The organism is Luteimonas pelagia, assembly GCF_054776035.1.
The window spans coordinates 697757-719498 of sequence record NZ_BAAHCG010000002.1 but is presented as its reverse complement, the minus strand read 5'-3'; the positions used below and the strand labels follow the sequence as shown (position 1 = coordinate 719498).

The 21742-nt window shown below is 72.1% G+C and carries 17 protein-coding genes; 10 read left to right on the top strand and 7 right to left on the bottom strand.

Annotated features, from left to right (window positions below):
* Positions 1-158: 158 nt before the first annotated feature.
* A complete protein-coding gene (cmk, locus tag ACYU7H_RS08610; protein WP_460813873.1) occupies positions 159-857 on the bottom strand; it encodes a (d)CMP kinase in 699 nt (232 codons plus the stop codon).
* A gap of 139 nt (positions 858-996) precedes the next feature.
* Here cmk and ykgO point away from each other — a divergent pair, with 139 nt between their 5' ends.
* From ykgO to ACYU7H_RS08585, 5 genes are all read left to right on the top strand, one after another.
* The gene (gene ykgO, locus ACYU7H_RS08605) at positions 997-1122 is read left to right on the top strand and encodes a type B 50S ribosomal protein L36 (RefSeq protein WP_005913193.1); all 126 of its coding nucleotides are present in this window, start codon (positions 997-999) and stop codon (positions 1120-1122) included.
* Between the two features lie 189 nt (positions 1123-1311).
* Positions 1312-1644: a hypothetical protein gene (locus tag ACYU7H_RS08600; protein WP_460814019.1), complete on the top strand. Its 333-nt coding sequence runs from the start codon at positions 1312-1314 to the stop codon at positions 1642-1644.
* 82 nt (positions 1645-1726) lie between these two features.
* Entirely contained in the window at positions 1727-2794 is a 1068-nt protein-coding gene (locus tag ACYU7H_RS08595) for an agmatine deiminase family protein (RefSeq protein WP_460813870.1), read from the top strand.
* A gap of 46 nt (positions 2795-2840) precedes the next feature.
* Positions 2841-3740 (top strand): carbon-nitrogen hydrolase, encoded by a 900-nt coding sequence (locus tag ACYU7H_RS08590; protein ID WP_460813868.1) that lies wholly within the window; start codon positions 2841-2843, stop codon positions 3738-3740.
* The gene (locus ACYU7H_RS08585) at positions 3733-4989 is read left to right on the top strand and encodes a TraB/GumN family protein (RefSeq protein WP_460813866.1); all 1257 of its coding nucleotides are present in this window, start codon (positions 3733-3735) and stop codon (positions 4987-4989) included. Before ACYU7H_RS08590 ends, ACYU7H_RS08585 begins: the two co-directional genes overlap by 8 nt.
* Before the next feature lie 15 nt (positions 4990-5004).
* Here the strand turns inward: ACYU7H_RS08585 and ACYU7H_RS08580 are convergent, their stop codons facing one another.
* From ACYU7H_RS08580 to ACYU7H_RS08570, 3 genes are read right to left on the bottom strand one after another with little or no spacing between them, the layout of a single operon-like run.
* A complete protein-coding gene (locus tag ACYU7H_RS08580) occupies positions 5005-8097 on the bottom strand; it encodes an efflux RND transporter permease subunit (RefSeq protein WP_460813865.1) in 3093 nt (1030 codons plus the stop codon).
* Positions 8094-11585, bottom strand: coding sequence for an efflux RND transporter permease subunit (locus ACYU7H_RS08575; protein ID WP_460813863.1), 3492 nt, complete (start codon positions 11583-11585; stop codon positions 8094-8096). The genes ACYU7H_RS08580 and ACYU7H_RS08575 overlap by 4 nt, the downstream gene beginning before the upstream one ends.
* A 10-nt stretch (positions 11586-11595) precedes the next feature.
* Complete coding sequence (locus ACYU7H_RS08570; RefSeq protein ID WP_460813862.1) at positions 11596-12774, bottom strand: efflux RND transporter periplasmic adaptor subunit; 1179 nt, start codon at positions 12772-12774, stop codon at positions 11596-11598.
* Between the two features lie 317 nt (positions 12775-13091).
* Between ACYU7H_RS08570 and ACYU7H_RS08565 the strand changes: the two genes are divergently transcribed.
* Both ACYU7H_RS08565 and ACYU7H_RS08560 read left to right on the top strand, forming a co-directional pair.
* Positions 13092-13511 carry a c-type cytochrome gene (locus ACYU7H_RS08565; RefSeq protein WP_460813860.1) on the top strand — a complete coding sequence of 140 codons (420 nt, stop codon included), beginning with the start codon at positions 13092-13094 and terminating at the stop codon, positions 13509-13511.
* Between the two features lie 8 nt (positions 13512-13519).
* A complete protein-coding gene (locus tag ACYU7H_RS08560) occupies positions 13520-13960 on the top strand; it encodes a c-type cytochrome (RefSeq protein WP_460813858.1) in 441 nt (146 codons plus the stop codon).
* Between the two features lie 64 nt (positions 13961-14024).
* Here ACYU7H_RS08560 and ACYU7H_RS08555 read toward each other — a convergent pair whose 3' ends face one another.
* Complete coding sequence (locus ACYU7H_RS08555) at positions 14025-15803, bottom strand: hypothetical protein (protein WP_460813856.1); 1779 nt, start codon at positions 15801-15803, stop codon at positions 14025-14027.
* A 16-nt stretch (positions 15804-15819) separates the two neighbouring features.
* Positions 15820-16413, bottom strand: a complete 594-nt coding sequence (locus ACYU7H_RS08550; protein ID WP_460813855.1) for an NfuA family Fe-S biogenesis protein — start codon at positions 16411-16413, stop codon at positions 15820-15822.
* 125 nt (positions 16414-16538) lie between these two features.
* Here ACYU7H_RS08550 and ACYU7H_RS08545 point away from each other — a divergent pair, with 125 nt between their 5' ends.
* Both ACYU7H_RS08545 and ACYU7H_RS08540 read left to right on the top strand, forming a co-directional pair.
* Positions 16539-16886 (top strand): 4a-hydroxytetrahydrobiopterin dehydratase, encoded by a 348-nt coding sequence (locus ACYU7H_RS08545; protein WP_460813853.1) that lies wholly within the window; start codon positions 16539-16541, stop codon positions 16884-16886.
* Between the two features lies 1 nt (position 16887).
* A complete protein-coding gene (locus tag ACYU7H_RS08540) occupies positions 16888-17316 on the top strand; it encodes an energy transducer TonB (protein WP_460813852.1) in 429 nt (142 codons plus the stop codon).
* 6 nt (positions 17317-17322) lie between these two features.
* On the opposite strand, the gene ACYU7H_RS08535 is transcribed toward ACYU7H_RS08540, so the two are convergent.
* Entirely contained in the window at positions 17323-18282 is a 960-nt protein-coding gene (locus ACYU7H_RS08535; RefSeq protein ID WP_460813851.1) for an RluA family pseudouridine synthase, read from the bottom strand.
* 415 nt (positions 18283-18697) lie between these two features.
* Between ACYU7H_RS08535 and ACYU7H_RS08530 the strand changes: the two genes are divergently transcribed.
* Positions 18698-21703, top strand: a complete 3006-nt coding sequence (locus ACYU7H_RS08530) for an Rne/Rng family ribonuclease (RefSeq protein WP_460813849.1) — start codon at positions 18698-18700, stop codon at positions 21701-21703.
* Positions 21704-21742 lie beyond the last annotated feature (39 nt).

Below are 21742 nucleotides of genomic sequence, written 5' to 3'. Positions count from 1 at the left end.
CACGGACCGCGGCGTCCGTCGGGGAGCGCCGGGATCCACCCGTTGGTCGGCCTGCGCGGGATTGCGTGTGGCCGCTTGAGGTTTCGTGTTATGGATGACCCGGAGGCGGCTGCCGCCGGGGCCTGCCCGCGGCGCGAAGCCGGCGCCGCCCCGCCCGGTCAGGACGGCAGCAGCGACAGCACGCGCTCGACGACCGCGTCGATCGGGAGCCCGGTGGTATCGATGGTCACGGCGTCATGCGCCGGTCGCAGCGGGGCCACCGCCCGGTTCGCATCGCGGGCGTCGCGCGCGAGGATCTCGCGCAGCAGACCCGCCAATGTAACCGAAACCCCCTTGTCGCTCAACTGCTTATAGCGCCTTTCGGCCCGCTCGTCGGCGCTGGCGGTGAGGAACACCTTGGTCGCGGCATCCGGGAAGATCACGGTGCCCATGTCGCGGCCGTCCGCGACCAGGCCCGGGGGCTGGCGGAAGGCGCGCTGGCGGGCGACCAGCGCGGCCCGGACCTCGGGGATCGCCGCGATCGCCGAGGCCGCCGCGCCGGCGGTCTCCGTCCGCAGCTCGTCGGTGGCGTCGTGGCCGTTGACGAGCACCCGTGGCTCGCCGTCGCCCCGGTCCTCGAAGGCCACGTCGGCGTCGAAGGTGCATCGCACGAGGGCCGAGGCGTCCGACAGGTCCACGTCGTTCCAGCCGGCGGCCACGCCCACGGCGCGGTAGAGGGCCCCCGAGTCGAGGTAATGCCACCCGAGGCGGGCGGCGACGGCCCGGCTGATCGTGCCCTTCCCGGAGCCGGAGGGGCCGTCGATGGTCAGCACCGGCGGTGGGCCGGACTGCGCGGCGGGTTCGGCGGACTCGGGCATGGGGGCTCGCACGGGCGGGAGACGGGAGGCGAGTGTAGCCCTTCGCCTGAACCATCCGGCGCAACCGCTTGAATGGCGGCGGAAAACCCGGCTAGAATGCGCGGCTTCGCTGCACCCATCCATTTGCCGAGGTTCCGTCATGAAGGTCCTGTCCTCCCTGAAGTCGGCGAAGACCCGTCACCGCGACTGCAAGGTGGTCCGCCGCCGCGGAAAGGTCTTCGTGATCTGCAAGTCCAACCCGCGCTTCAAGGCGCGCCAGCGCTGATCCCGTCGGCGGGCCCAGCGCCCGGCGCCAGCGCGAACGATCGAGGCCGCGGAGACGCGGCCTTTTTCGTGCGCGACCCGGGGATCCCGGGTGCGGCGCACCCCGGCTGGACGCGCCGGGCGGGCGCGATCTGCTAAAAGACGCTCCGACGGGTCGCCGACCCGACCACCAGGGAGACGTGCCATGTCAATGAATCCGACGCGGGCCACCGTGCTCGCCGCCCTCGCGCTCGCCACCGCGACGGGCACCGCCTCCGCGGAGACGCTGCTGGTCGAGCGCGTCCAGGAGGAGGCCGCCGTCGCCCTGCCCGCGCGCGGCCTGAGCATGGCCGAGGTCCAGTCCCGCTTCGGCGCGCCGACCAGCCGCCTGGATCCGCGGGGCGGCCAGAAGCCGCAGTGGCCGGTGATCCATCGCTGGACCTATCCGGCCTTCGTCGTGTACTTCGAGAAGGACACCGTGATCGACGCCGTGCTGGTGCAGGCCGGTCCGGGCGAGGTCGGCCCGAAGCCGCCGATCCGCTGATCGGCCCACACCGGGGCCCGGCGGCCGCGTGCCGCCGGGCCCTTTTCGTTCCAACGCCACGTATGCACAAGACCCCGCCGCCATGACCGACCTCCGCCTGCCCGCCGAATGGGAGCCCCAGTCCGCCGTCCTGCTCGCCTGGCCGCACGCCGGCACGGACTGGGCGGAGCGGCTCGGCGAGGTCGAGGACACCTACGTGGCGCTCGTCGCCGCGATCGCGCGATTCACGACCGCGGTGGTGGTGGTGTCCGACGACGACCTGGAGGCCTACGCGCGCGCGCGCCTGGCGTCCGCGCGGATCGACATGGACCGCGTGCGCTTCGTGCATGCGCCCTACGACGACACCTGGCTGCGCGACACCGGTCCAATCACCCTGGTCGGCGCCGACGGCGAAGCGCGCCTGCTGGACTTCCGGTTCACCGGCTGGGGCGGCAAGTTCGACGCGTCGCGCGACGACCGCCTCGTCGAAGCGCTGCAGGACCTGGGCCTGTTCGACGACGCGGCCCGCCAGTCGATCGACTTCGCGCTGGAAGGCGGCGCGATCGACACCGACGGCGCGGGCACGCTGCTCACGACCTGGCAGTGCCTGCGCGAGCGGCATCCGGAGCAGGACAGGCACGCACTGTCGGCGCGCCTGCGCGGGTGGCTGCGGCAGGACCGCGTGCTGTGGCTCGACCACGGGCACCTCGAGGGCGACGACACCGACGCGCACGTCGACACCCTCGCCCGCTTCGCCGCCCCCGATGCGATCGTCCACCAGGCCTGCGACGATCCCGCCGACAGCCACCACGCCCCGCTGGGCGCGATGGCGCGCGAACTCGCCGCGCTGCGCACCGCCGACGGCACGCCCTACCGCCTGTTCCCGCTGCCCTGGCACCCGGCCATCCGCGACGACGATGGCCGCAGGCTCGCCGCGAGCTACGCGAACTTCCTCGTCGTCGACGGCGCCGTGCTGATGCCCGCCTATGGCGCCGACGCCGCCGGCCGCGCGATCGACGACCGGGCCGCCGCGGTGCTCGCCGACGCGTTCCCCGGGCGCGAAATCGTGCAGGTGCCGAGTCGCCCGCTGATCTGGCAGAACGGCAGCCTCCACTGCGTCACCATGCAGCTTCCGCGCGGCGTGCTCGCGCCGGCCGCCGACGCGGGCTGAACCCGCCCGCGCCTACAATCCCCCCGCTTTCGCACCCGAGCCGCGCATGAAGAAGACAACGCTCCCCGTCGCACTGGTCCAGGAGCGCGCCGTGATCGACCGGGGCGACGGCAACGCCGCCGCCAACCTCGACCGAATCGCCGAACGCGTGGCGGAGGCGGCGAAGCGCGGTGCGCGCCTGGTGCTGCTGCAGGAACTGCACAACGGCCCCTACTTCTGCCAGCACGAGTGCGTGGACGAATTCGACCTCGCCGAGCCGGTCCCCGGCCCGTGCACCGAACGCCTCGGCGCGCTCGCACGCGAACACGGCGTGGTGATCGTCGGCTCGCTGTTCGAGCGGCGCGCGCCGGGCCTGTACCACAACACCGCGGTCGTGATGGAGCGCGACGGCACGCTTGCCGGCCGCTACCGCAAGATGCACATCCCCGACGACCCGGGCTTCTACGAGAAGTTCTACTTCACGCCGGGCGACCTGGGCTTCGAGCCGATCGACACGTCGGTCGGCCGCCTCGGCGTGCTGGTGTGCTGGGACCAGTGGTATCCGGAGGGCGCGCGGATGATGGCGCTCGCCGGCGCCGACCTGCTGCTCTACCCCACCGCCATCGGCTGGGATCCCGACGACGACCAGGCCGAGAAGTCGCGCCAGCGCGACGCCTGGATCGCCAGCCACCGCGGCCATGCCGTGGCCAACGGGCTGCCGGTGCTGTCGTGCAACCGCGTCGGGCACGAGCCTTCGCCGCTCGGCGCGTCCGGCATCGATTTCTGGGGCTCGAGCCACGTGCTCGGGCCGCAGGGCGAGTTCCTCGCCGAGGCAGGCGGCGAACCGCAACTGCTGATGGCCGAAGTCGACCTCGGCCGCAGCGAGCACGTGCGCCGCATCTGGCCGTTCCTGCGCGACCGCCGCATCGATGCGTACGGCGACCTGACGAAGCGTTACCGTGACTGACGGCGGCGGCGCCCCGGCGGCGGAGGCCGGCTCCACGGATTTCGACTGGCGCGGCCAGCCGCATGCCGACGTCGAGCGCGACGGCGTGCACTACACGCTGCTCGGCACCGCTCACGTCTCGCGCGCGAGCGTCGACGCCGTGCGCGCCGCGATCGCCTCGGGCGAGTTCGACGCGGTGGCGGTCGAACTCGATCCGCAACGCATGGCGGCGATGACCGACCCGGACATGTTCGCGCGCATGGACCTGGTCAAGGTCCTGCGCGAGGGCAAGGCGGCGCTGTTCGCGGCCAACCTCGGCCTGGCCGCGTACCAGCGCCGGCTGGCCGACCAGCTCGGCATCGAGCCGGGCGCCGAACTGAAGGCCGCGGTGCTCGACGCGCGCGAGGCCGGCCTGCCGGTGCACCTGGTCGACCGCGACGTCGGCCTCACCTTCCGACGCGCCTCGAGTCGACTGGGCTGGTGGCAGCGGGCGAAGCTCGGCGGCGGCATCCTCGCCTCGCTGTTCTTCGACGAGGAGGTCGCCCACGACCACATCGAGAAGCTCAAGCAGGGCGACCTGCTCGAGTCCAGCTTCAGCGAGTTCGCGTCCGACAATCCGGTGCTGTACGAGACCGTGATCGCCGAGCGCGACCGCTACATGGCCGCGCGCCTGCGCGAAGCGGGCCAGCCGATCGGCGGCGCCGTGCCGCGTCCGTCCCGCGTGCTCGCGGTGGTCGGCGCCGGCCACCTGCAGGGCCTCGCCCGCCACCTCCGCGACGACACGGACGAACCCGCGGCCGCGCGTGCGGCCCTCGAAGCGTTGCCCGAGTCCTCCTCGATCCCGTGGTTCACGATCGTGCTGGCCACGTTCCTGCTGGGCGGCTTCGCCTGGGGCTTCTGGCAGGGCGGCCTGGATGTCGGTGCCGACCTGATGCTGTACTGGGTGCTGATCACCGGCGGCCTGGGCGCGATCGGGTGCGCGGTCGCCGGCGGGCATCCGCTCAGCATCCTCGCGGCCTTCGTCGCCTCGCCGCTCACGCCCCTGCACCCGGCGCTGGCCTCGGGCACGGTCAGCGCCCTGGTCGAGGCCTGGGTGCGCAAGCCCACCTATGCCGACTTCATGGCCCTGCGCGATGACGTGCAGACGGTGCGCGGCTGGTGGCGCAACCGGGTCGCGCGCGTGCTGCTGAATTTCTTCCTCACCAGCCTGGGCACCGCCGTCGGCGTGTGGCTGGGCGGTGCGCGGATGCTGGGGCGGCTGCTCGGCTGACCGCCCCGTCCCGCGCTACTCGGCCAGCGCCGTGACCGACGCGGCGCCCGCCCCGCCGCCACGCGGCGCCCGGGCGCGCCGCAGCAGGCGCGATGTCCCGTGCCGCATGTCATCGAGGATCGCGTAGATCGTCGGCAGGAACAGCAGGCTGACCACCGTCGAGAACGCCAGCCCGCCCGCCACCGCGCGGGCCATCGGGAAGTACGTGATCCCGCCCAGGACCTGCGTGTCGCTGAGCGCGATCGGCACCATCGCCAGGATCGCCGTGCCCATCGTCATCAGGATCGGCCGCAGGCGTTCGCGGCTGCCCTCGACCAGCGCGTCGGTCCGGTCCAGGCCGCGCCGTCGCAGGTTGTTGATGTGCTCGATCATCACGATGCCGTTGTTCACCACCACGCCCATCAGCACCAGGATGCCGATGAAGGCCATCACCGAGAAGGTGGTACCGGTGATCCAGAACAGCCAGAACACGCCGAACACCGAGAACAGCACGCAGCTCATGATCGCCGCCGGGAACAGCAGCGATTCGAACACGGCGGCCATGACCACGTAGATCATCACGATCGCGATGACCAGGTTGAACAGCATCTGGTTCTGCGCGTCCTGGTCGCGCTGGAACCCGCCCCCCTCGAAGCTGTAGCCGTAGCCCGGCGGGAATGCGACCTGCTCCAGCGTCCCCTCCATGACCTCCCGGGCCTCGGGCATCGTCGTCTCGCCGGCGAGGTTCGCGCGGATCCGCAGCGTGGTCTGGCGGTCGGTCCGCTGGATCTCGTTGGCGGCCGGCGCCGTGCCGACGTCGACCATCGCCATCAGCGGCACGGTGCGGCCGTCCGGCGAACGCACCATGAACCCGGCGATGTCGGCCACGCCGAACGATTCGGCGTCCTTGAAGCGGACCCACACCGGCACCTCGTTCTGCCCGCGCTTGAAGTCGCGCAGCTGCTGTCCGCGCAACGCGAGCGAGACGAACCGGGAGACCTGCTCCGCGCTGAAGCCGAACGCCGCGGCGCGGTCCCGGTCGACCCGGACCGCCAGCTCGTTGCTGGCGTCGCCGATGTCCACCCGCACGTCGTCGAGTTCGGTGCGCGCCTCGAGGATGGGCACGATGTCCTCGGCGAGCGTGGCGAGCACCTCGGTGGAGTCGCCCACCAGCATCACCTCCGCGCCCTGCCCCTCGCCGCCGCGGTCGCGCTGGCCGATGCCGACGGTGGCGCGCGCCGACTTCGGCAGGGCCTTGCCGATCTCCTCGCCGAGCGCCTGGCTGCGGGAGGCGTGCGCGTCCTCGAACTCCACCTCGGTGCCGGCCCAGCCCTCCTCGCTGTACCAGGAGTAGATCTGGCGGATGTGCCAGCGCTCCCGGTTGGCATCGAGGAACTGTTCCACGCGCAGCACCTCGGCGGAGATCTCCTCCTTCGTGTAGCTGCCGTTCCACTGGTAGAAGACCTGCGCCTTGCCCGGCTCGCTGTCGCCGCCGAACATCTCGAACTTGGTGCGCGTCATCGGCACCACGCTGATCGCGATGATCAGCACGATGCCCAGGACGCTCCAGCCCCGGTGCTCGAGCGTCCAGCGCAGGAAGCGCGCGTAGCGGTCCTGGAGGCGGTGGATCGCGCTGTCCTCCCGGTTGACTGCCGGCGGCGTCTTCAGCCGCGCCGACAGCATCGGGATCAGGCTCACCGCGACGAGCCACGACGCGAGCAGCGACACGGAGATCGTGATCGCGATCTGCGACATGAAGATGCTGATGTCGTTGGTCTCGCCGAACAGGTTCGGCACGAACACGATGCAGTGGCACAGCGTGCCCGCGGACAGCGCGATCGCCACGTTGCGCGTGCCGACGATCGACGCGTGCATCGGCTGGCCGGGCATCTTCTCGCGCTCCTGGTAGATGCTCTCCACCACGACCACGGCGTTGTCGACCAGCATGCCGACCGCCAGCAGCAGGCCCATCAGCGACAGCACGTTGAGCGTGACCCCGGCGAAGTACATGAAGCCCAGGGTCATGACGAAGCAGATCGGGATCGCCAGCGTGACCATCAGCGTCGACGGCCAGTGGCGCAGGAAGAAGAACAGCACCGCGATCGAGAGCACCAGGCCGACGCCGCCGGCCTCGCCCAGTTCCAGCAGGGAGCTGGTGACGTCCTCGCCCAGGTTGTCGATGACCTTGACCTGGATGTCGCCCATCGCCGGTTGCCGGCGGATGCGCTCGATCTCGGCGAGCACCGCCCCGGACACCTCGACGAGGTTCGCGTTGCGTTCCTTGAAGATCTCAAGTCCGATCGCCGGCTGGCCGTCCAGGCGGCGGCCGTAGTTCATGCGCTGGGGCTTGAGCCGGACGTCGGCGATGTCGCCGAGCCGCAGGCCGCGATCGTCCAGGACCATGTCGCGGTACTGCGACAGGTCGCGGATCTCGCCGACCGGCTGCACGCGCAGCCGGCGGCCGTCGTCCTCGACCTGTCCGGCCGAGAGCGAGAAGTTGGAGGACTGGAGCCGCTGCCCGAGTTCGTTGAGATTGAGGCCATGCGCGCCCAGGCGCTCGGGGTCGATCGCGATCTCGACCTCGTTCGGCGGCGCGCCGACGATCTCGAGCCGGGCCACGCCCGGCACGCGCTCGATCGGGCGCTTGAACTCGCGCTCGAGCATTTCATACGCGCCGGTCAGGTCGGTCTTGCCGGCCAGGCGCACCCGCAGGATGGCCTCGTCGTCGCTCGACCAGTTGCCGACGAAGATCCGCTGCAGGTCGTCCGGGAGCTCGTCGCGGATGGCGTCGATGCGCTCGCGCGCCTCGGAGGCGGCGATCTGCACGTCCGTGTCCCAGTCCGAGTAGAAGATGCCCACGAACGCGCCGTCGGCGCCCGCGCGGCTCTCCATCCGCTCCAGGCCGCTCATCGTCGAGAGCGCCTCCTCGGCGGGCCGCAGCACCGTCCGTTCCACTTCCTCCGGCGTCGAGCCCTCGTAGGGGATCTGCACGAAGACCGCCGGGAAGGAGATCGACGGGATCGCCTCCAGCGGCAGGCGGAACGCCGCGATCAGCCCGACCACGAACAGCGACACGAACAGCATGATCGTGGTGACCGGGCGCCTCAGGCTGAGCTCGGCGACGCTCATGCGGGCGCACCCTCGCCTTCGCCGCGCTCGCCCGCCTGCGACACGATCCGTGCACGTTCGGCACGGCCGAGGTAGTGCGCGTCGGCGCGACGATCGAGCAGGTCATAGACGACCGGGATCACCACCAGCGTCAGCAGCGTCGACACCAGCAGGCCACCGATCACCGTGATCGCCATCGGGGATCGCACTTCCGCGCCCTCGCCGAACGCCAGCGCGAGCGGCAGGAAGCCGAACAGCGTGCACAGCGTGGTCATGGCGATCGGCCGCAGGCGCGAGCGCGCGCCCTCGACCAGGGCGTCGCGCTTCGGCACGCCCGCCTCGCGCAACTGGTTGACCTTGTCGATCAGGATGATCGCGTTCTTGGTCACCAGGCCGACCATCAGGATCAGGCCGATGAACACCACCACCGAGATCGAGTTGCCGGTGACCAGCAGCGCCAGCACCGCGCCGACCAGCGCCAGCGGGATGGTGAACAGGATGACGAACGGGTGCAGCAGCGACTCGAACTGCGACGCCATCACCAGGTAGACGAGGAACACGGCCAGGCCGAACGCGAACAGCAGCGAGCGCAGCGACTCCGCCAGTTCCTGGCCCTGCCCGCCGATGGTCAGGCCGATGCCGGCCTCGAGCGGCTGGTCGGCGACCATGCCCTGGACCTCCTCGACCGCGCTGCCCAGGTCGATGCCGCGCAGGTTCGCCGAGACGATCGCGACGCGCACCTGGTCGGCGCGGTGGATCTCGCTCGGGCCGGTGGTGGACACGACGTCGGCCACGGACGACAGTCGTACCGGCGCGCCGCCGTTCGGGTTGACGATCAGGTTGCGAACGTCCGCGATCGAGGCGCGGTCCGACTCGCGGGCCCGCACCAGCACGTCGATCTTGCGGTCGCGGAAGCTGTAGCGGGTCGCCACCTCGCCGCGCACCTTCGCCACCACGGCGTCGGCGACCTGGCGGGTGGTCAGGCCAAGCGCCGCGGCGCGCTCCTGGTCGAAGCGGATCTGGATCTCCGGGAAGCCCTGCTCCACGGTCGACTTGACGTCAGCGTAGTGCGGGTTCGCGCGGAGCATCGCCGCCATCTGCCGGCCGGCGCGCTCGATCGTGCCGAGGTCCTCGCCGCGAAGCTCGATCTCCAGCGGCGTGGAGAAGCTGAAGAGCTCCGGCCGGCTGAAGTCGACCTGCGCGCCCGGGTAGTCGCGCATCGTCTCGCGCATCCGCTCCATCGTCGCGGCCTCGACGGCCTCGCTGCCCGCGCCTTCCATCACGACCGTGATCCGGCCGATGTTCTCGCCGCTTTCGGTCGGGCTGGCGTCCAGGCGCGTGCCGGTGCCGCTGACGCCATATAGCGACTCGAGGCCGTCGTCGCCGGCATGCCGCTGCTGCACGTCGCGCACCATCGCGTCGGTGTCGCGCAGCGGCGTCCCGGGCGGCAGCTTGGCGGTCATTTCGAACCGGTCCTGTGCGAGCTGCGGGATCAGGTCCGAACCCAGCATCGGTACTGCAAGCAGCGCCAGGACGAAGGCGAGCGCCGCAGCGCCGAGCACGAGCGCCGGGCGGCCGAGCGCCGCCGGCAGCAGGCGCAGGTAGCCCCGCTCCGCGCGGTCATAGGGCGCCATCGCGAGGATGCTGGCGCGCCGCATCACCGGCGACACGAGCCGCCCGAGCACCCGCCAGGCCCGGATCACCGCCCAGGCGATGCCGAAGAACACGCCGCGCATGCCCGCGCCCAGTCCGCGCCCGGTCGCCGCCAGCGGCTTCTGCAGGCGCGAGGACGGCTCCCAGCGCGGGTGCGGCGGTTCCTCGGGGAACGCCATGGGCGGCCGGCCCTTCAGCGCGCTGAGCATGGGGATCAGCGTCATCGACACCGCCAGCGAGATCGCGATCGCGATCGCCACCGTCAGGGCCTGGTCCCGGAACAGTTCGCCCGCCACGCCCTCGACGAACACCAGGGGCAGGAACACCGCGATGGTCGTCAGCGTCGAGGCCACGACGGCCATGCCGACCTCGCGCGTCCCGGTGATCGCCGCCTGCAGGATGCCGAGACCGCGCTCGCGCGCCTTGGCGATCGATTCGAGCACCACGATGGAATCGTCGACCACCAGGCCCGTCGCCAGCGCCAGGCCGCCCAGCGACATCACGTTGAGGCTCAGGTCGAGCTGGTCCATGAAGAAGAAGGTCGTGACGATCGAGACCGGCAGCGACAGCGAGATGACGAAGGTGCTCCAGCCGTCGCGCAGGAACAGGAAGATGATCAGGATCGCCAGCAGGCCGCCGATCACCGCGTCGAGCTTCACGTCCGCGATGGCCTTGCGGATGAAGGTGGACTGGTCCTCGATCACGGCCAGTTCGATGCCGTCCGGCACCTGCTCGCGGATCTGCTCGAGCCGCGCGTGGACGGCGTCCGCGGTGGCGACGGTGTTGGCATCGCCTTCCTTGTAGATCGCGATCTCCACCGCCTCGCGCCCGTCCAGGCGGATGATCGCCTCGCGTTCCTTGTGGCCGCGCGTCACGGTGGCGACATCGCCGAGACGCACGGCCTTGCCGCCGGCGACGACCGCGCCGTTGCCGTCGGAGGTGCTCTGCACCGAGGCGGCGGCGGCCATGGCGTCCGCGGATCCCGTCGCCGCGGCCACGCGCGCCATCTGCGCGGCGGCCTCCTGGGCCTCCGCGTTGCCTGCGGCCCGCGTGCTGACCAGCATGTCGCGGATCTCCTCGACGCTGGCGAACTGGTTCACCGTGCGGACGAGGTAGCGCTGCGAGCCTTCCTCCAGCCGGCCGCTGGAGATGTTGATGTTCTCCTGCTGCAGCCGCTGGACCACCGTCTCGATGGGCAGGTTGAGCTGGGCCAGCTTCTGCTGGTCGATCAGCACCTGGATCTCGTCCTCCAGGCCGCCGGCGGCCTTGACCGCGGCCACGCCCTCGACGGGCTCGAGCCGCTTGGTCAGGTCCTCCTCGGCGTAGCGGCGCAGCATCGCCAGGCCCGCTTCGTTCCCGTTCCCGTCCTCGATCGAAAGCGCGAGCCGGAGGATCGGCTCGGTCGACGGGTTGAAGCGCAGCAGGACCGGCGCCTCCGCCTCCTGCGGCAGGAACAGGGCCTCCATGTTGTCGCGGACCTCGAGGCCCGCCTGGTCCATGTCCGTGCCCCAGGCGAACTCGAGCACCACGTCGCTCTGCCCGGTCCGGGACACCGACTTGAGCTTGCGCAGCCCCTTCACCACGCCGACGGCCTCCTCGACCGGCTCGGTGATCAGGGTCTCGATCTCGGACGGCGCCGCGCCGGTGTACTCGGTGCGCACCGTGAGCGTGGGATAGCTCAGGTCCGGCAGCAGGTTGACCTTGAGGTTGCCGAGCGCGATCAGGCCGAACAGCAGGAAGCTGATCGTGACCATCGCCACCGTGACCCGGCGGCGGGTGCTGAATTCGACCAGGTCGAAGCGGCGCGGCGCGTGGGAGTCGTATGCACTCCCGGTTGCAGGCGGTTGCGTCCCCATGGCGCCGGACTCAGTTGCCGGTGGCGGCGGTCGCCGCCTGGTTGGCGGCCTGCGCGCCGGCGGGGTCGTCTGCCGGCTCGTCGCCGATCACCGACACCGCGGCGCCGTCGCGCAACGCGCTCTTGCCGGCCACCACCACGCGGTCGCCCGCGGCCAGGCCGTCGCGCACTTCGACCCACTCCCCGTCGACATGGCCGACCTGCACCTCGGTGCGCGCCGCCTTGCCTTCGCGGACGGCGAACACCGCGTTGCCGTCGTCCACGTCGAGCAGCGCGGCGCGCGGCACGGCGAGCGCGTCGGCGCGCTGGTCGTAGTCGATCGCGATGCGCCCGAACATGCCCGGCTGCAGCAGCCCACCGTTGGCGAACGCGGCGATGACCCGGAACGTGCCGCTGCCCGCGTCGACCACCGGCGCGACGCGGTCGACCACGCCCTCGAACGTCCTTCCGGGGAGCGCGTCGACGCGCAGTTCGACCGGCAGTCCGGCGCGCATCGTGGCCAGCTCCCGTTCGGGCACGTTGAGCGTCGCCTCCAGGCGCGAGGTATCGACGATGCGCACGACGGGCGTGTTGATCTGCACGAAATTGCCGGGCTTCGGCGTGACCGAGGCCACCACGCCGCTGATCGGCGCCTTCACCTCGGCATAGGACACCTCGAGCACGGCGAGCCGGTGCGCGGCGCGCGCGTTCTCCAGGTCGTAGCGGATCTGGTCGTAGTCCGACGCGGCGATCAGCTGCTCGGCGACCAGCTTCTGCGCGCGCGCGAACTGGTTCTGCAGCTTCGCCACCTGCGCCGCGGCCTGCGCGGCCTGCAGGCGCGCGCGGTCGGCGTCCAGCCGCAGCAGCGCCTGGCCGGCGCGGACCGCGTCGCCTTCCGCGACCATCACCGCCAGCGCGACGCCCGAGGTCTTGGCCACCACCTGTGATTCCGCGGGCGCCTCGAGCGGCGCGGTCCCCGAATAGGACGCGGAGATCGGGCGCTGTTCCGCCACGGCGACCTCCACGGCGACGGGCTGCTCCTTCTTCTCGTCCTTCCCTTCCCCCTTGCCCGCTTCTTCGGGGCCGCCGCGCTGGCAACCCGCGGCGAGCACCAGCAGGAGCAACGGGAGCCATCGGACGACGCGCCGGGCGTCCGGTCGGCGGGCGGCGGGAGCGGTCGGCGTGCGGTGCGCGTCGGTCTGGGCAGGCATGGGGGCGGGTTGATTTGGTGTTGTATGCAGGTATATCACCCAATCCGGATCCGGCCACCGCCGAAGGTCATGGTGACCGAAGATGGATCGCGGCCCGGCGGTCCATCGCGCCGTTGCGTCGCACGAAAGAGGACGCGCGTTGTCCTGCAGGACGGCCATCGCGATGCAGGCTGCCGCATCGCGCATCGCGTCCGCGCGGGGCGCAGGCTTCGCGGCGCGAGGGGTCGCCGCTATACTCGCGCACTTGCTCGCGGCCGATGCGCCGCGCACCCGAAGATCGACTCCAGGCCAGGACTTCAATGCGGACACCTTCGATGATGCGGACGCTGCCGATCGCCGCCGCCCTCGCCCTCGCCGCCGCGGGCTTCGCCGCGTTCGCGCAGGATCCCGCCAGCACGCCCGCCGAGGACGATGCGTCCGGCATGCAGGCGACCACCAGTGAAGCCAGCGATGCGCCCGCGCCGACCGCGACCACGCCGACCGCCGGCGACGCGGCACGCGGCCGGATGCTGACCTACACCTGCCAGGGCTGCCACGGCATCGAGGGCTACAAGAACGCCTACCCGAATTTCCACGTGCCGAAGATCGGCGGCCAGTCCGCCGCCTACCTGGCGAACGCGCTCACCGAGTACAAGGAAGGCAGCCGCCAGCACCCGACCATGCAGGCGCAGGCCCAGAGCTTCTCCGAGCAGGACATCGCCGACATCGCCGCCTTCCTGTCGAGCCTCAAGCCGTGAGCCGCCCCATGACGCAGATCCGCACCCGCCGTTCCCTGCTCGTTGCCGCCATGATGGCCACGCTCGCCGCCTGCGGCGGTGGCGAGGCGCCTGAAGGCGAGGCCCATGACGCCCCCGTGCAGTCGTCCTCCGCGGGCCTGCCCGCCGGGCGGATCGAGGCCGGCGGCGAACTCGCCAACGCCAAGGGCGCGGCCACCGGCCAGTCGTGCATCGACTGCCACGGCGCCGAAGGCAACGCGCCGATCGACGACACGTACCCGAAGCTGGGTGGCCAGTACGCCGACTACATCGCGCACGCGCTTCAGGCCTACCGCGCCGGGCACCGCGAGAACGCGCTGATGGCCAGCCAGGCCAAGGGCCTCGACGACCAGCAGATCGCCGACCTGGCGGCCTGGTTCGCGTCGCGCCCCTCGCAGCTCGCGACGCTCGAAGGCGTCCACGAGGACTGATCGGTCCCGTCCCGCGGCACACCGGAAGCCCGCCTCGCGCGGGCTTCTTCCTTTGCAGTGAACCTCAGCCGCCGGGCGGCGCGGGCTCGAGCACGGACGGGTCCTCGAACAGGTCCGGACGGAACGGGACCTCCGGCGCCGGGCGCCCGCTCGACGGCTGTTCGTTGAGGTTCGGGTCGGCGACCCAGCACCCGCCACCGAGCTGCAGGACCGACACCACGCACTTCAGGCGCTTGGACGTCCCCGGGATGCGCACGGTGAGTTCGCGCACGCCGCGGCGGACCCATTCCTCGAGCAGCGTGCCGCCGGGGATCCAGAACCGGTCGAAGCGCGTCGGCTCGTAGGGGAACGCGGGCCGCTGCATCCATTCGCCGGCGCGGTCGAAGTCCGACACGGTCTCCTCCACCGAGCCCGGCGGGCGGCCCTCGCCCGGCGCGGGACCGGTGTCCGCCAGGCGCGGGCGGCCCGAGTCGTCGAACAGGCCGTCGCGGCCCGCCCTGCCGCCAGGGCGGTCACGCACGGCGTCGCCCCAGTCGTCGTCGCGCGTGGCCGATTCCCACGCGCCCGGCGGTTCCGTGGGATCGGGACCACGGCCCGGGGCATGCGTCGCGGCGGTCGCGCCCTCGTCCCGCCCCGCCGGCGTCGCGGGTGCCGTTTCGGCGCCGTCGCGCGCATCCGCGGGCGCGGCCGCTTGCGCCGGCGCCACGTCGGCCTCCGCGCTCGTCGCATCGCCTGCTTCCGTGGCGATCGGCGCTTCTTCCCCTGTCGCGACCGCATCGGGACGCGTCGGCGCGGGAACGTCGCGCGCACGCACGTCGGGCACGCGCGTCGAGATCTCCGGGCTGGCGACGGCGGTCGCCGGCCGGGTCGCGCGGGCGAAATCGGGTGTCATGACCGCGACCGGCGCATCGACGGGACGCACGCGCGGTTCGGGCACGATCGTCGGCAGCACCGCCACGGTGGTGGGGTTCGTCGAGAGCGTGGGAACGGGGGGCGCGGTCACCGGTTCGGGCACGTCGCGCACCGGAATGACCGGTGCATCCGCGACCAGCAACGGCGGTGCGACGGCGGGCGTGACGGTCACGGCGGGGGTCGGCGGCGGAAGCAGGAACACGTCGTCCGGACTTGGCTGTTCCCCGACCGCGAGCGGCTGCGCCGGCGTCGGTGGCGGCACCGGGCGTTCCGGGATCCGGGGCGCCTGGACCTGGATGTCGGGGACCGCCACGGCCATCGCGGGGGCCTCGCGCGGCGCCGGACGAAGGACCGCTACCGGCGGCGCGGCCTCGGCCAGGTCCGGCGCGGGCGGCGCGACGGGATCGCTGGGGGCCGGTGCGGGCAGCGGCGCTGCGGCCGGCGCCTCGGGTCCTGCGGCCGCCTGCGCGCCACCGGTGTCGGCCGGCGTCCCCCGCCCGATGAATTCCACCTCGACGACCTGCGCATCGGTCTCCTCCGCGACCGGTGGCAGGAGGAGGAAGCGCGCATCCATCAGCCAGACCAGGGCGGCGGAGAGCAGGACGTGCAAGGTGACGCTCGCCGCCATGCCGGACACCCGCAGGCCGCGTTCGTCCCGCGACGGGGGCGACCAGCCCTGGTTCCAGAGCGACGAGAACGCCTGCAGGCGCCCGGGCATCGCCGGCACGGGCGGCGGCGTCCGCAGTGCGCGGCCCAGAAAGGCATCGACGAAGGTGTCCGCGCTCGCACCCGTCACCGCCTTGCGACGCACCGGCATCGCTTCCAGCCACCGCCGCCAGCCTTCGGGCAGTTGGCCCGGGGTTTCCGGCCGGATCGAGCGCAGCGTGCGGCGCGTACGCAGGACGTCGATCAGGTCGGCGGCGGAGAACACGCGCGCCGGGTTCCTGTCAGCCCGCGTCGCGCGGGATGTAGGGCGCGTCGCCGGTCGCGTGGTCGGTCGCGTCGCGGACCGCGGTCACGCCCGGGACCTTCTCGCGCAGGGTCGTCTCGATCCCCTGCTTGAGCGTGACGTCGGCCATGCCGCAGCCGTGGCAGCCGCCGCCGAAGCGGAGCACCACCACGCCATCCGCGGTGACTTCCTCCAGGGTGACGTGTCCCCGGTGCTGCGCGAGCTGGGGGTTGATCTCCTGCTCGACCACCCAGCGCACCCGCTCCACCAGCGACGCGCCCTCCGCGGGCGCCCGGCCCTTGATGCCGGGGGCGCGGATCTGCAACTGGCCACCGGTCGCCTGCTGCGCGTAGTCGATCTCGGCGCCGTCGAGGTAGCCGACGCTGGCGGCATCCAGCCACAGCGTGAAGCCCTCGCAGTCCACGGCCCATTCGTCGCCCTGCAGGTCGCCCGGCTCCGCGAATTCGAGGCGCACGTCGGCCCGTGGCGTGCCGGGGTGCGTCGCGGCCAGCCGGACGCCGAGGCCCGGCAACGATTCGCGCTCGATGAGGCGCCGGAAGTGCGCCTGCGCGGATTCGGAAATCTGGATCATGCGGCTATTCTAGCGATCCGCCACGCGCCGCGGACCGCGTGGGCCGGCGCGACCACGACCCGGCGACTACGGCCGATGTGGTTGATTCACCTTTCCCCCGGACCGCCGACGATGGAGCCGCCGCCGTGACCGACCTCGTTCCCCTCGCCCAGGCCCACTGCACGCCCCGCAAGGGAAGCGAACACCGGCTGACGGAGGCTCGCATCCGCGAACTCCTGCCGGAGATCGCCGGATGGGAGCTCGCGGAGAACGGGCACGCCCTGGTGCGGACATTCCAGTTCGAGGACTACCACCGGACGATGGCCTTCGTGAACGCGCTCGCCTACATCGCGCACCGCGAGGATCACCATCCGGACCTGGGCGTGCATTACGACCGCTGCGTCGTCCGCTTCTCGACGCACGACGTGGGCGGCCTGAGCGAGAACGACTTCATCTGCGCGGCCAAGGCCGACGCCTTGGCCGGGGAGGACTGACATGCGCGTTCCGAACCCGAACCTTCGACACCTGCAGGCCGCACGGCGGGCCGCCGTCCTGGCCGCCGCCGTCGCGCTCACCGCCGCCTGCGGTGGTGGCGAACCGCAGCCGCTGCCGCCGCCACCCACGCAGGTCGTGGCCGTGGATACGCCCGTGCCCGAGTACCCCGTTTCGCTGGCGTGCGCGGAGATCGGCGGCAAGGTCGAACTGCAACTGGTGGTCGGCACGGACGGCCGGCCCGTGCGCGCCACGCTGCAGACGCGCAGCGGCGTGCCCGAACTCGACCAGCTCGCGCTCGAGGCCGTGCAGTCGTGGAAGTTCCGCCCCGCCACTGCCAACGGCCAACCCGTGCAGGCCACGGTGCAGGTACCGATCACGTTCCGGCCGCCCCCGGCGGGTGACGCGCGCTGCCAGGACTACGCCGGCTGACAGCGTTCAGGCGAGCCGATCGAGCACTTCGGCGAGGTCCGGCGTCAGCGGCGCGTTGAGCAGGTAGGGCGACGTCCCGCCATCGAGCGCGAACTCGAGCGAGGCGGCGTGCAGGAACAGCCGTCGCAGGCCCGCGCGTTCTCGCAGGCGCCGGTTCGCGTCCGGGTCGCCGTACTTGTCGTCGCCCGCGACCGGATGCCCGATGTGCGCCGCGTGCACGCGGATCTGGTGGGTCCGGCCGGTGTCGATCCGGACCTCGCAATACGAATGCCGGCCGCGCCGCTCCAGCACCCTGAAGTGGCTCAGCGAGGGCTTGCCCCGGTCGCCGACCTGCACGCGGCGCTCGCCGCCGCTGCGCATGCCCACATCGAGGGGCGCGTCGACGCTCATCGTCCCGTCGGGCATCCGTCCGAGCTGCAGCGCGAGGTACTGCTTGTGGATGCCGCCCTCGCCTTCCCCGCGCATCAATGCCTGGAGTTCGGCCAGCGCCGAGCGCTTCTTCGCGACCAGCAGCAGGCCCGACGTGTCGCGGTCCAGCCGGTGGACCAGCTCGAGCGTATCGCGCGGGCGCAGGGCCCGGAGGGTCTCGATCGCGCCGAAGGAGATCCCGCTGCCGCCATGGCTGGCCACCCCGGACGGCTTGCAGATCGCCAGAAGGCGCGCGTCCTCGTGGACGATGGCGGCCTCCATCGCCGCCAGCAGCCCCTTGGAGGGGCTTCCCGCCGGCCCCGTTTCGCCGAGGCGGACGGGCGGGATCCGGACCTCGTCCCCGGCCTCCAGGCGCCGGTCGGCCTTGGCGCGGCCACCATTCACGCGCACCTGCCCGGACCGGACAAGCTTGTAGACCAGCGAGCGGGGGGCACCCTTGAGCTGGCCGAGCAGGAAATTGTCGAGGCGCTGGCCGGCCCGGTCGTCGGGCACGGCCACCACCCGGGCCCCGGTCTGGGGCGGGTCGGGACGGGTCATTCCACGGGCCTGATCTGATACACTCGCGACGCGAGATAAGGGTTTGATTCGCTGGGAGTTGTCGCCGGGCCCCGGGCCCGCACCCGCGATCCCGGAGCGCCTGCCACCCACGCCGCCGCGGCGGCCATGGTAGCGGTTCGCCCGTCGGCCCGGCCATCGCCTGGCGGAAGACCGCCGAGCTGGACACGAACCTGCGGTACCCGGCCCTGCCGTGGTGCCGACGGCCCACAACACGGAACAGATTGAGCGCTCCCGCGGCCCGCCGTGGTGTCGTAGCGCTGGAACACGAAGGGCCCGCGGCGCGCCATGCGCGCCACCGGCCGGCGGTCTCCAGAGGCGAAACGCCGATGGCGTTGCCGCGTGCACTTCCCCGAGGGATGCCGGAGGGAAGCCGAGCGCGCGAGGAACGCAGACAATGAAGCGCATGCTCATCAACGCGACGCAGGCAGAGGAACTGCGCGTCGCGATCGTCGACGGACAGACGCTGTACGACATCGACATCGAACAGCCGTCCCGCGAACAGAAGAAGTCCAACATCTACAAGGGCAAGATCACGCGGCTCGAGCCCTCGCTCGAGGCCGCGTTCGTCGAGTACGGCGGCGAGCGCCACGGCTTCCTCCCGCTGAAGGAAATCTCCCGCGACTACTTCCAGTCCGGCGTCGACCCGAACAAGGGCTCGATCCGCGAACTGCTGCGGGAAGGCCAGGAAGTCGTCGTCCAGGTCGAGAAGGAGGAGCGCGGCAACAAGGGCGCCGCACTGACCACGTTCATCTCGCTGGCCGGCCGCTACATGGTGCTGATGCCCAACTCGCCCAGCGCCGGCGGCGTCTCGCGCCGCATCGAGGGCGAGGACCGCGCCGAGCTCAAGCGCGCGATGGACGCGCTGCAGATCCCGGACGACATGGGCGTGATCATCCGCACCGCCGGCGTCGGCCGCGATGCGGAAGAGCTCCAGTGGGACCTGGACTACCTGCTCCAGGTCTGGAAGTCGGTCGCCGAGGCCGCATTGAGCAAGCCCGCCCCGTTCCTGATCTACCAGGAGTCGCGCCTGATCGTGCGCGCCCTGCGCGACTACATGCGCCCGGACATCGGCGAGATCCTGGTCGACACCGAGGAGATGTACGCCGAGGCGCGCGAGTTCGTCGAGCAGGTGATGCCGCACAACCTGCGCAAGCTCAAGCACTACACGGACGACGTCCCGCTGTTCAACCGCTTCCAGATCGAGTCCCAGATCGAGAGTGCCTACGAGCGCGAGGTGCGCCTGCCCTCCGGCGGCGCGCTGGTGATCGACCAGACCGAGGCGCTGACCTCGGTGGACGTGAACTCCGCCCGCGCCACGCGCGGCGGCGACATCGAGGAGACGGCGTTCCACACCAACCTGGAGGCGGCGGAGGAAGTCGCCCGCCAGCTGCGCCTGCGCGACCTCGGCGGCCTGGTGGTGATCGACTTCATCGACATGTCGTCGAACAAGCACCAGCGCGATGTCGAGAACCGGCTGTCGCAGGCGCTGCGCCACGACCGCGCCCGCGTCCAGATCGGCCGCATCTCGCGCTTCGGCCTGCTCGAGATGAGCCGCCAGCGCCTGCGCCCGAGCCTGGGCGAGGCCAGCCAGATCGTCTGTCCGCGCTGCGAGGGCCACGGCCGCATGCGCAGCGTCGAGTCGCTGTCGCTGTCCATCCTGCGCGTCGCCGAGGAGCACGCGATGAAGGACAACACCGGCCAGGTGCTGGTGCAGGCGCCGGTGGAGATCGCGAATTTCCTGCTCAACGAGAAGCGTTCGGCCCTCGCGGAGATCGAGACCCGCCACGACGCGCCGATCGTCATCGTCGCCGACGACCAGCTCGAGACGCCGCACTACGAGGTCACCCGCATTCGCGAGAACGAGCTCGGCGAGGAGACCGGCAAGCCGAGCTACCAGCGCGGCACCCCGCGCAAGCTCGCGACGCACTCGCTGACGCGTGCCCACCTCAACATCCCCGACCTTCCCGCGGTCACCCGCGTCCAGCCCCCCCGTCCCGCGCCGGCACGGGAAGTGCCTGACGAGGCGCCGGTGGAAGCGCCGCCGGTCGCGACCGTGCCCGTGCCGGTGCCCGTCCCCTCGGTCGGCCTGATCGACCGGATCCTCGGCTTCTTCCGTACGCCCGCGCCGGCAGGCTCCGGGGACCGGGAGACCCGCGAGGGCGACGCCCGCCGCGAGCGCGCGCCCTCCTCCGGCAATGGCCGGCAGGATCGGGACCGCGGCGGTCGCAATGGCGGTGGCAACCGCGGTGGCCGTGGCGAGCGGAACGAGCGCGGCGGCCGCAACAAGCAGGGCCGTGGTCGCGACGAGGCGCGCCAGGAGAACGCCCCGAAGCCGCGCCGCGAACGCCCGGAGCGGGCCGAGCGCGCGGACAACGAGGCGTCGCGCGAGAACGACAAGGCCGCCCAGGGCCGCCAGAAGCCGGCGCGCCAGAAGGGCCAGAAGCAGGAGCGCGCCGAGGCTGCGCCGGCCACGGCAGCGGCCGTCGCCACGACGCCGGCTGCCGACGAGGCGGCCAAGCGCCACCAGGCGCAGCAGGAGCCCGTGAAGACCGAACCGAAGGACGCCGCCGCCATGCCGGCCGATGCCGCGCCGCAGGCAGCGGAGCACGATGCCGCCGACGACGCGGGTGGCAAGTCGCGCCGTCGCCGCGGTCGCCGGGGTGGCCGTCGTCGTCGTCGCGGGGGTGCGGACGGCAATGGCGGTGAGATCGACGCCGCGACCGACGTCGCGACCGAGGACGCCGGTGCACTGGCGCCGGCGGACCGCTCACAGCCCGAGTTCGACTTCGACGACGAGGGCGCACCCGCGCCGGCGGCCCGGGCGTCGGGCACGGCGCCGCAGCAGTCCCCCGCCACTGCCGTAGGGCCCAGGGCGGACGAAGTCGCACGCACGGCGGCGCTCGCCGCCTCGGCCGTCGACGCGCTGTCGGTCGTGACGCCGGAAGCCACAGATCCCACGCAAGGGACCCCTGCTCCGGCAGCCGCCTCCGATGACGTCATGCCGGGCCCATCGACCGACGCCACGGGCTCGGAACCCGCCGGCGCCACGGACACGCGCACCGGCGAGACCGCGACGCCGGACGCTTCGATCGACGCTTCGCCGGCGCCGGCCGTCGTGCCCGCCATTGAACCCGCGCGGCCGGAAACGGCCCGGACGGACGACGCCATGCCCGCGCAACCGGCGGCTGCCGCGACGACGGGCGAAGGGGTCGCGACGCCCGGCCTGTTCGACGCCCTGCCCGCCTCGCCCGCGGACGACGCCGCGCGTTCGCTCGGCGGCGATGGCGATGGCGATGGCGAAGAAGACAGCGACGGCGATGCGGCGTCCGATGACGCTCGCGATCCCTCGCGGTCGGCTTCCGTGCAAGGCGACGCGCGGGACACGGCGCCCCGTCCGTAATCCGGCATCGCGGACCCCGCGGCGAACGCCGCGGGGTCC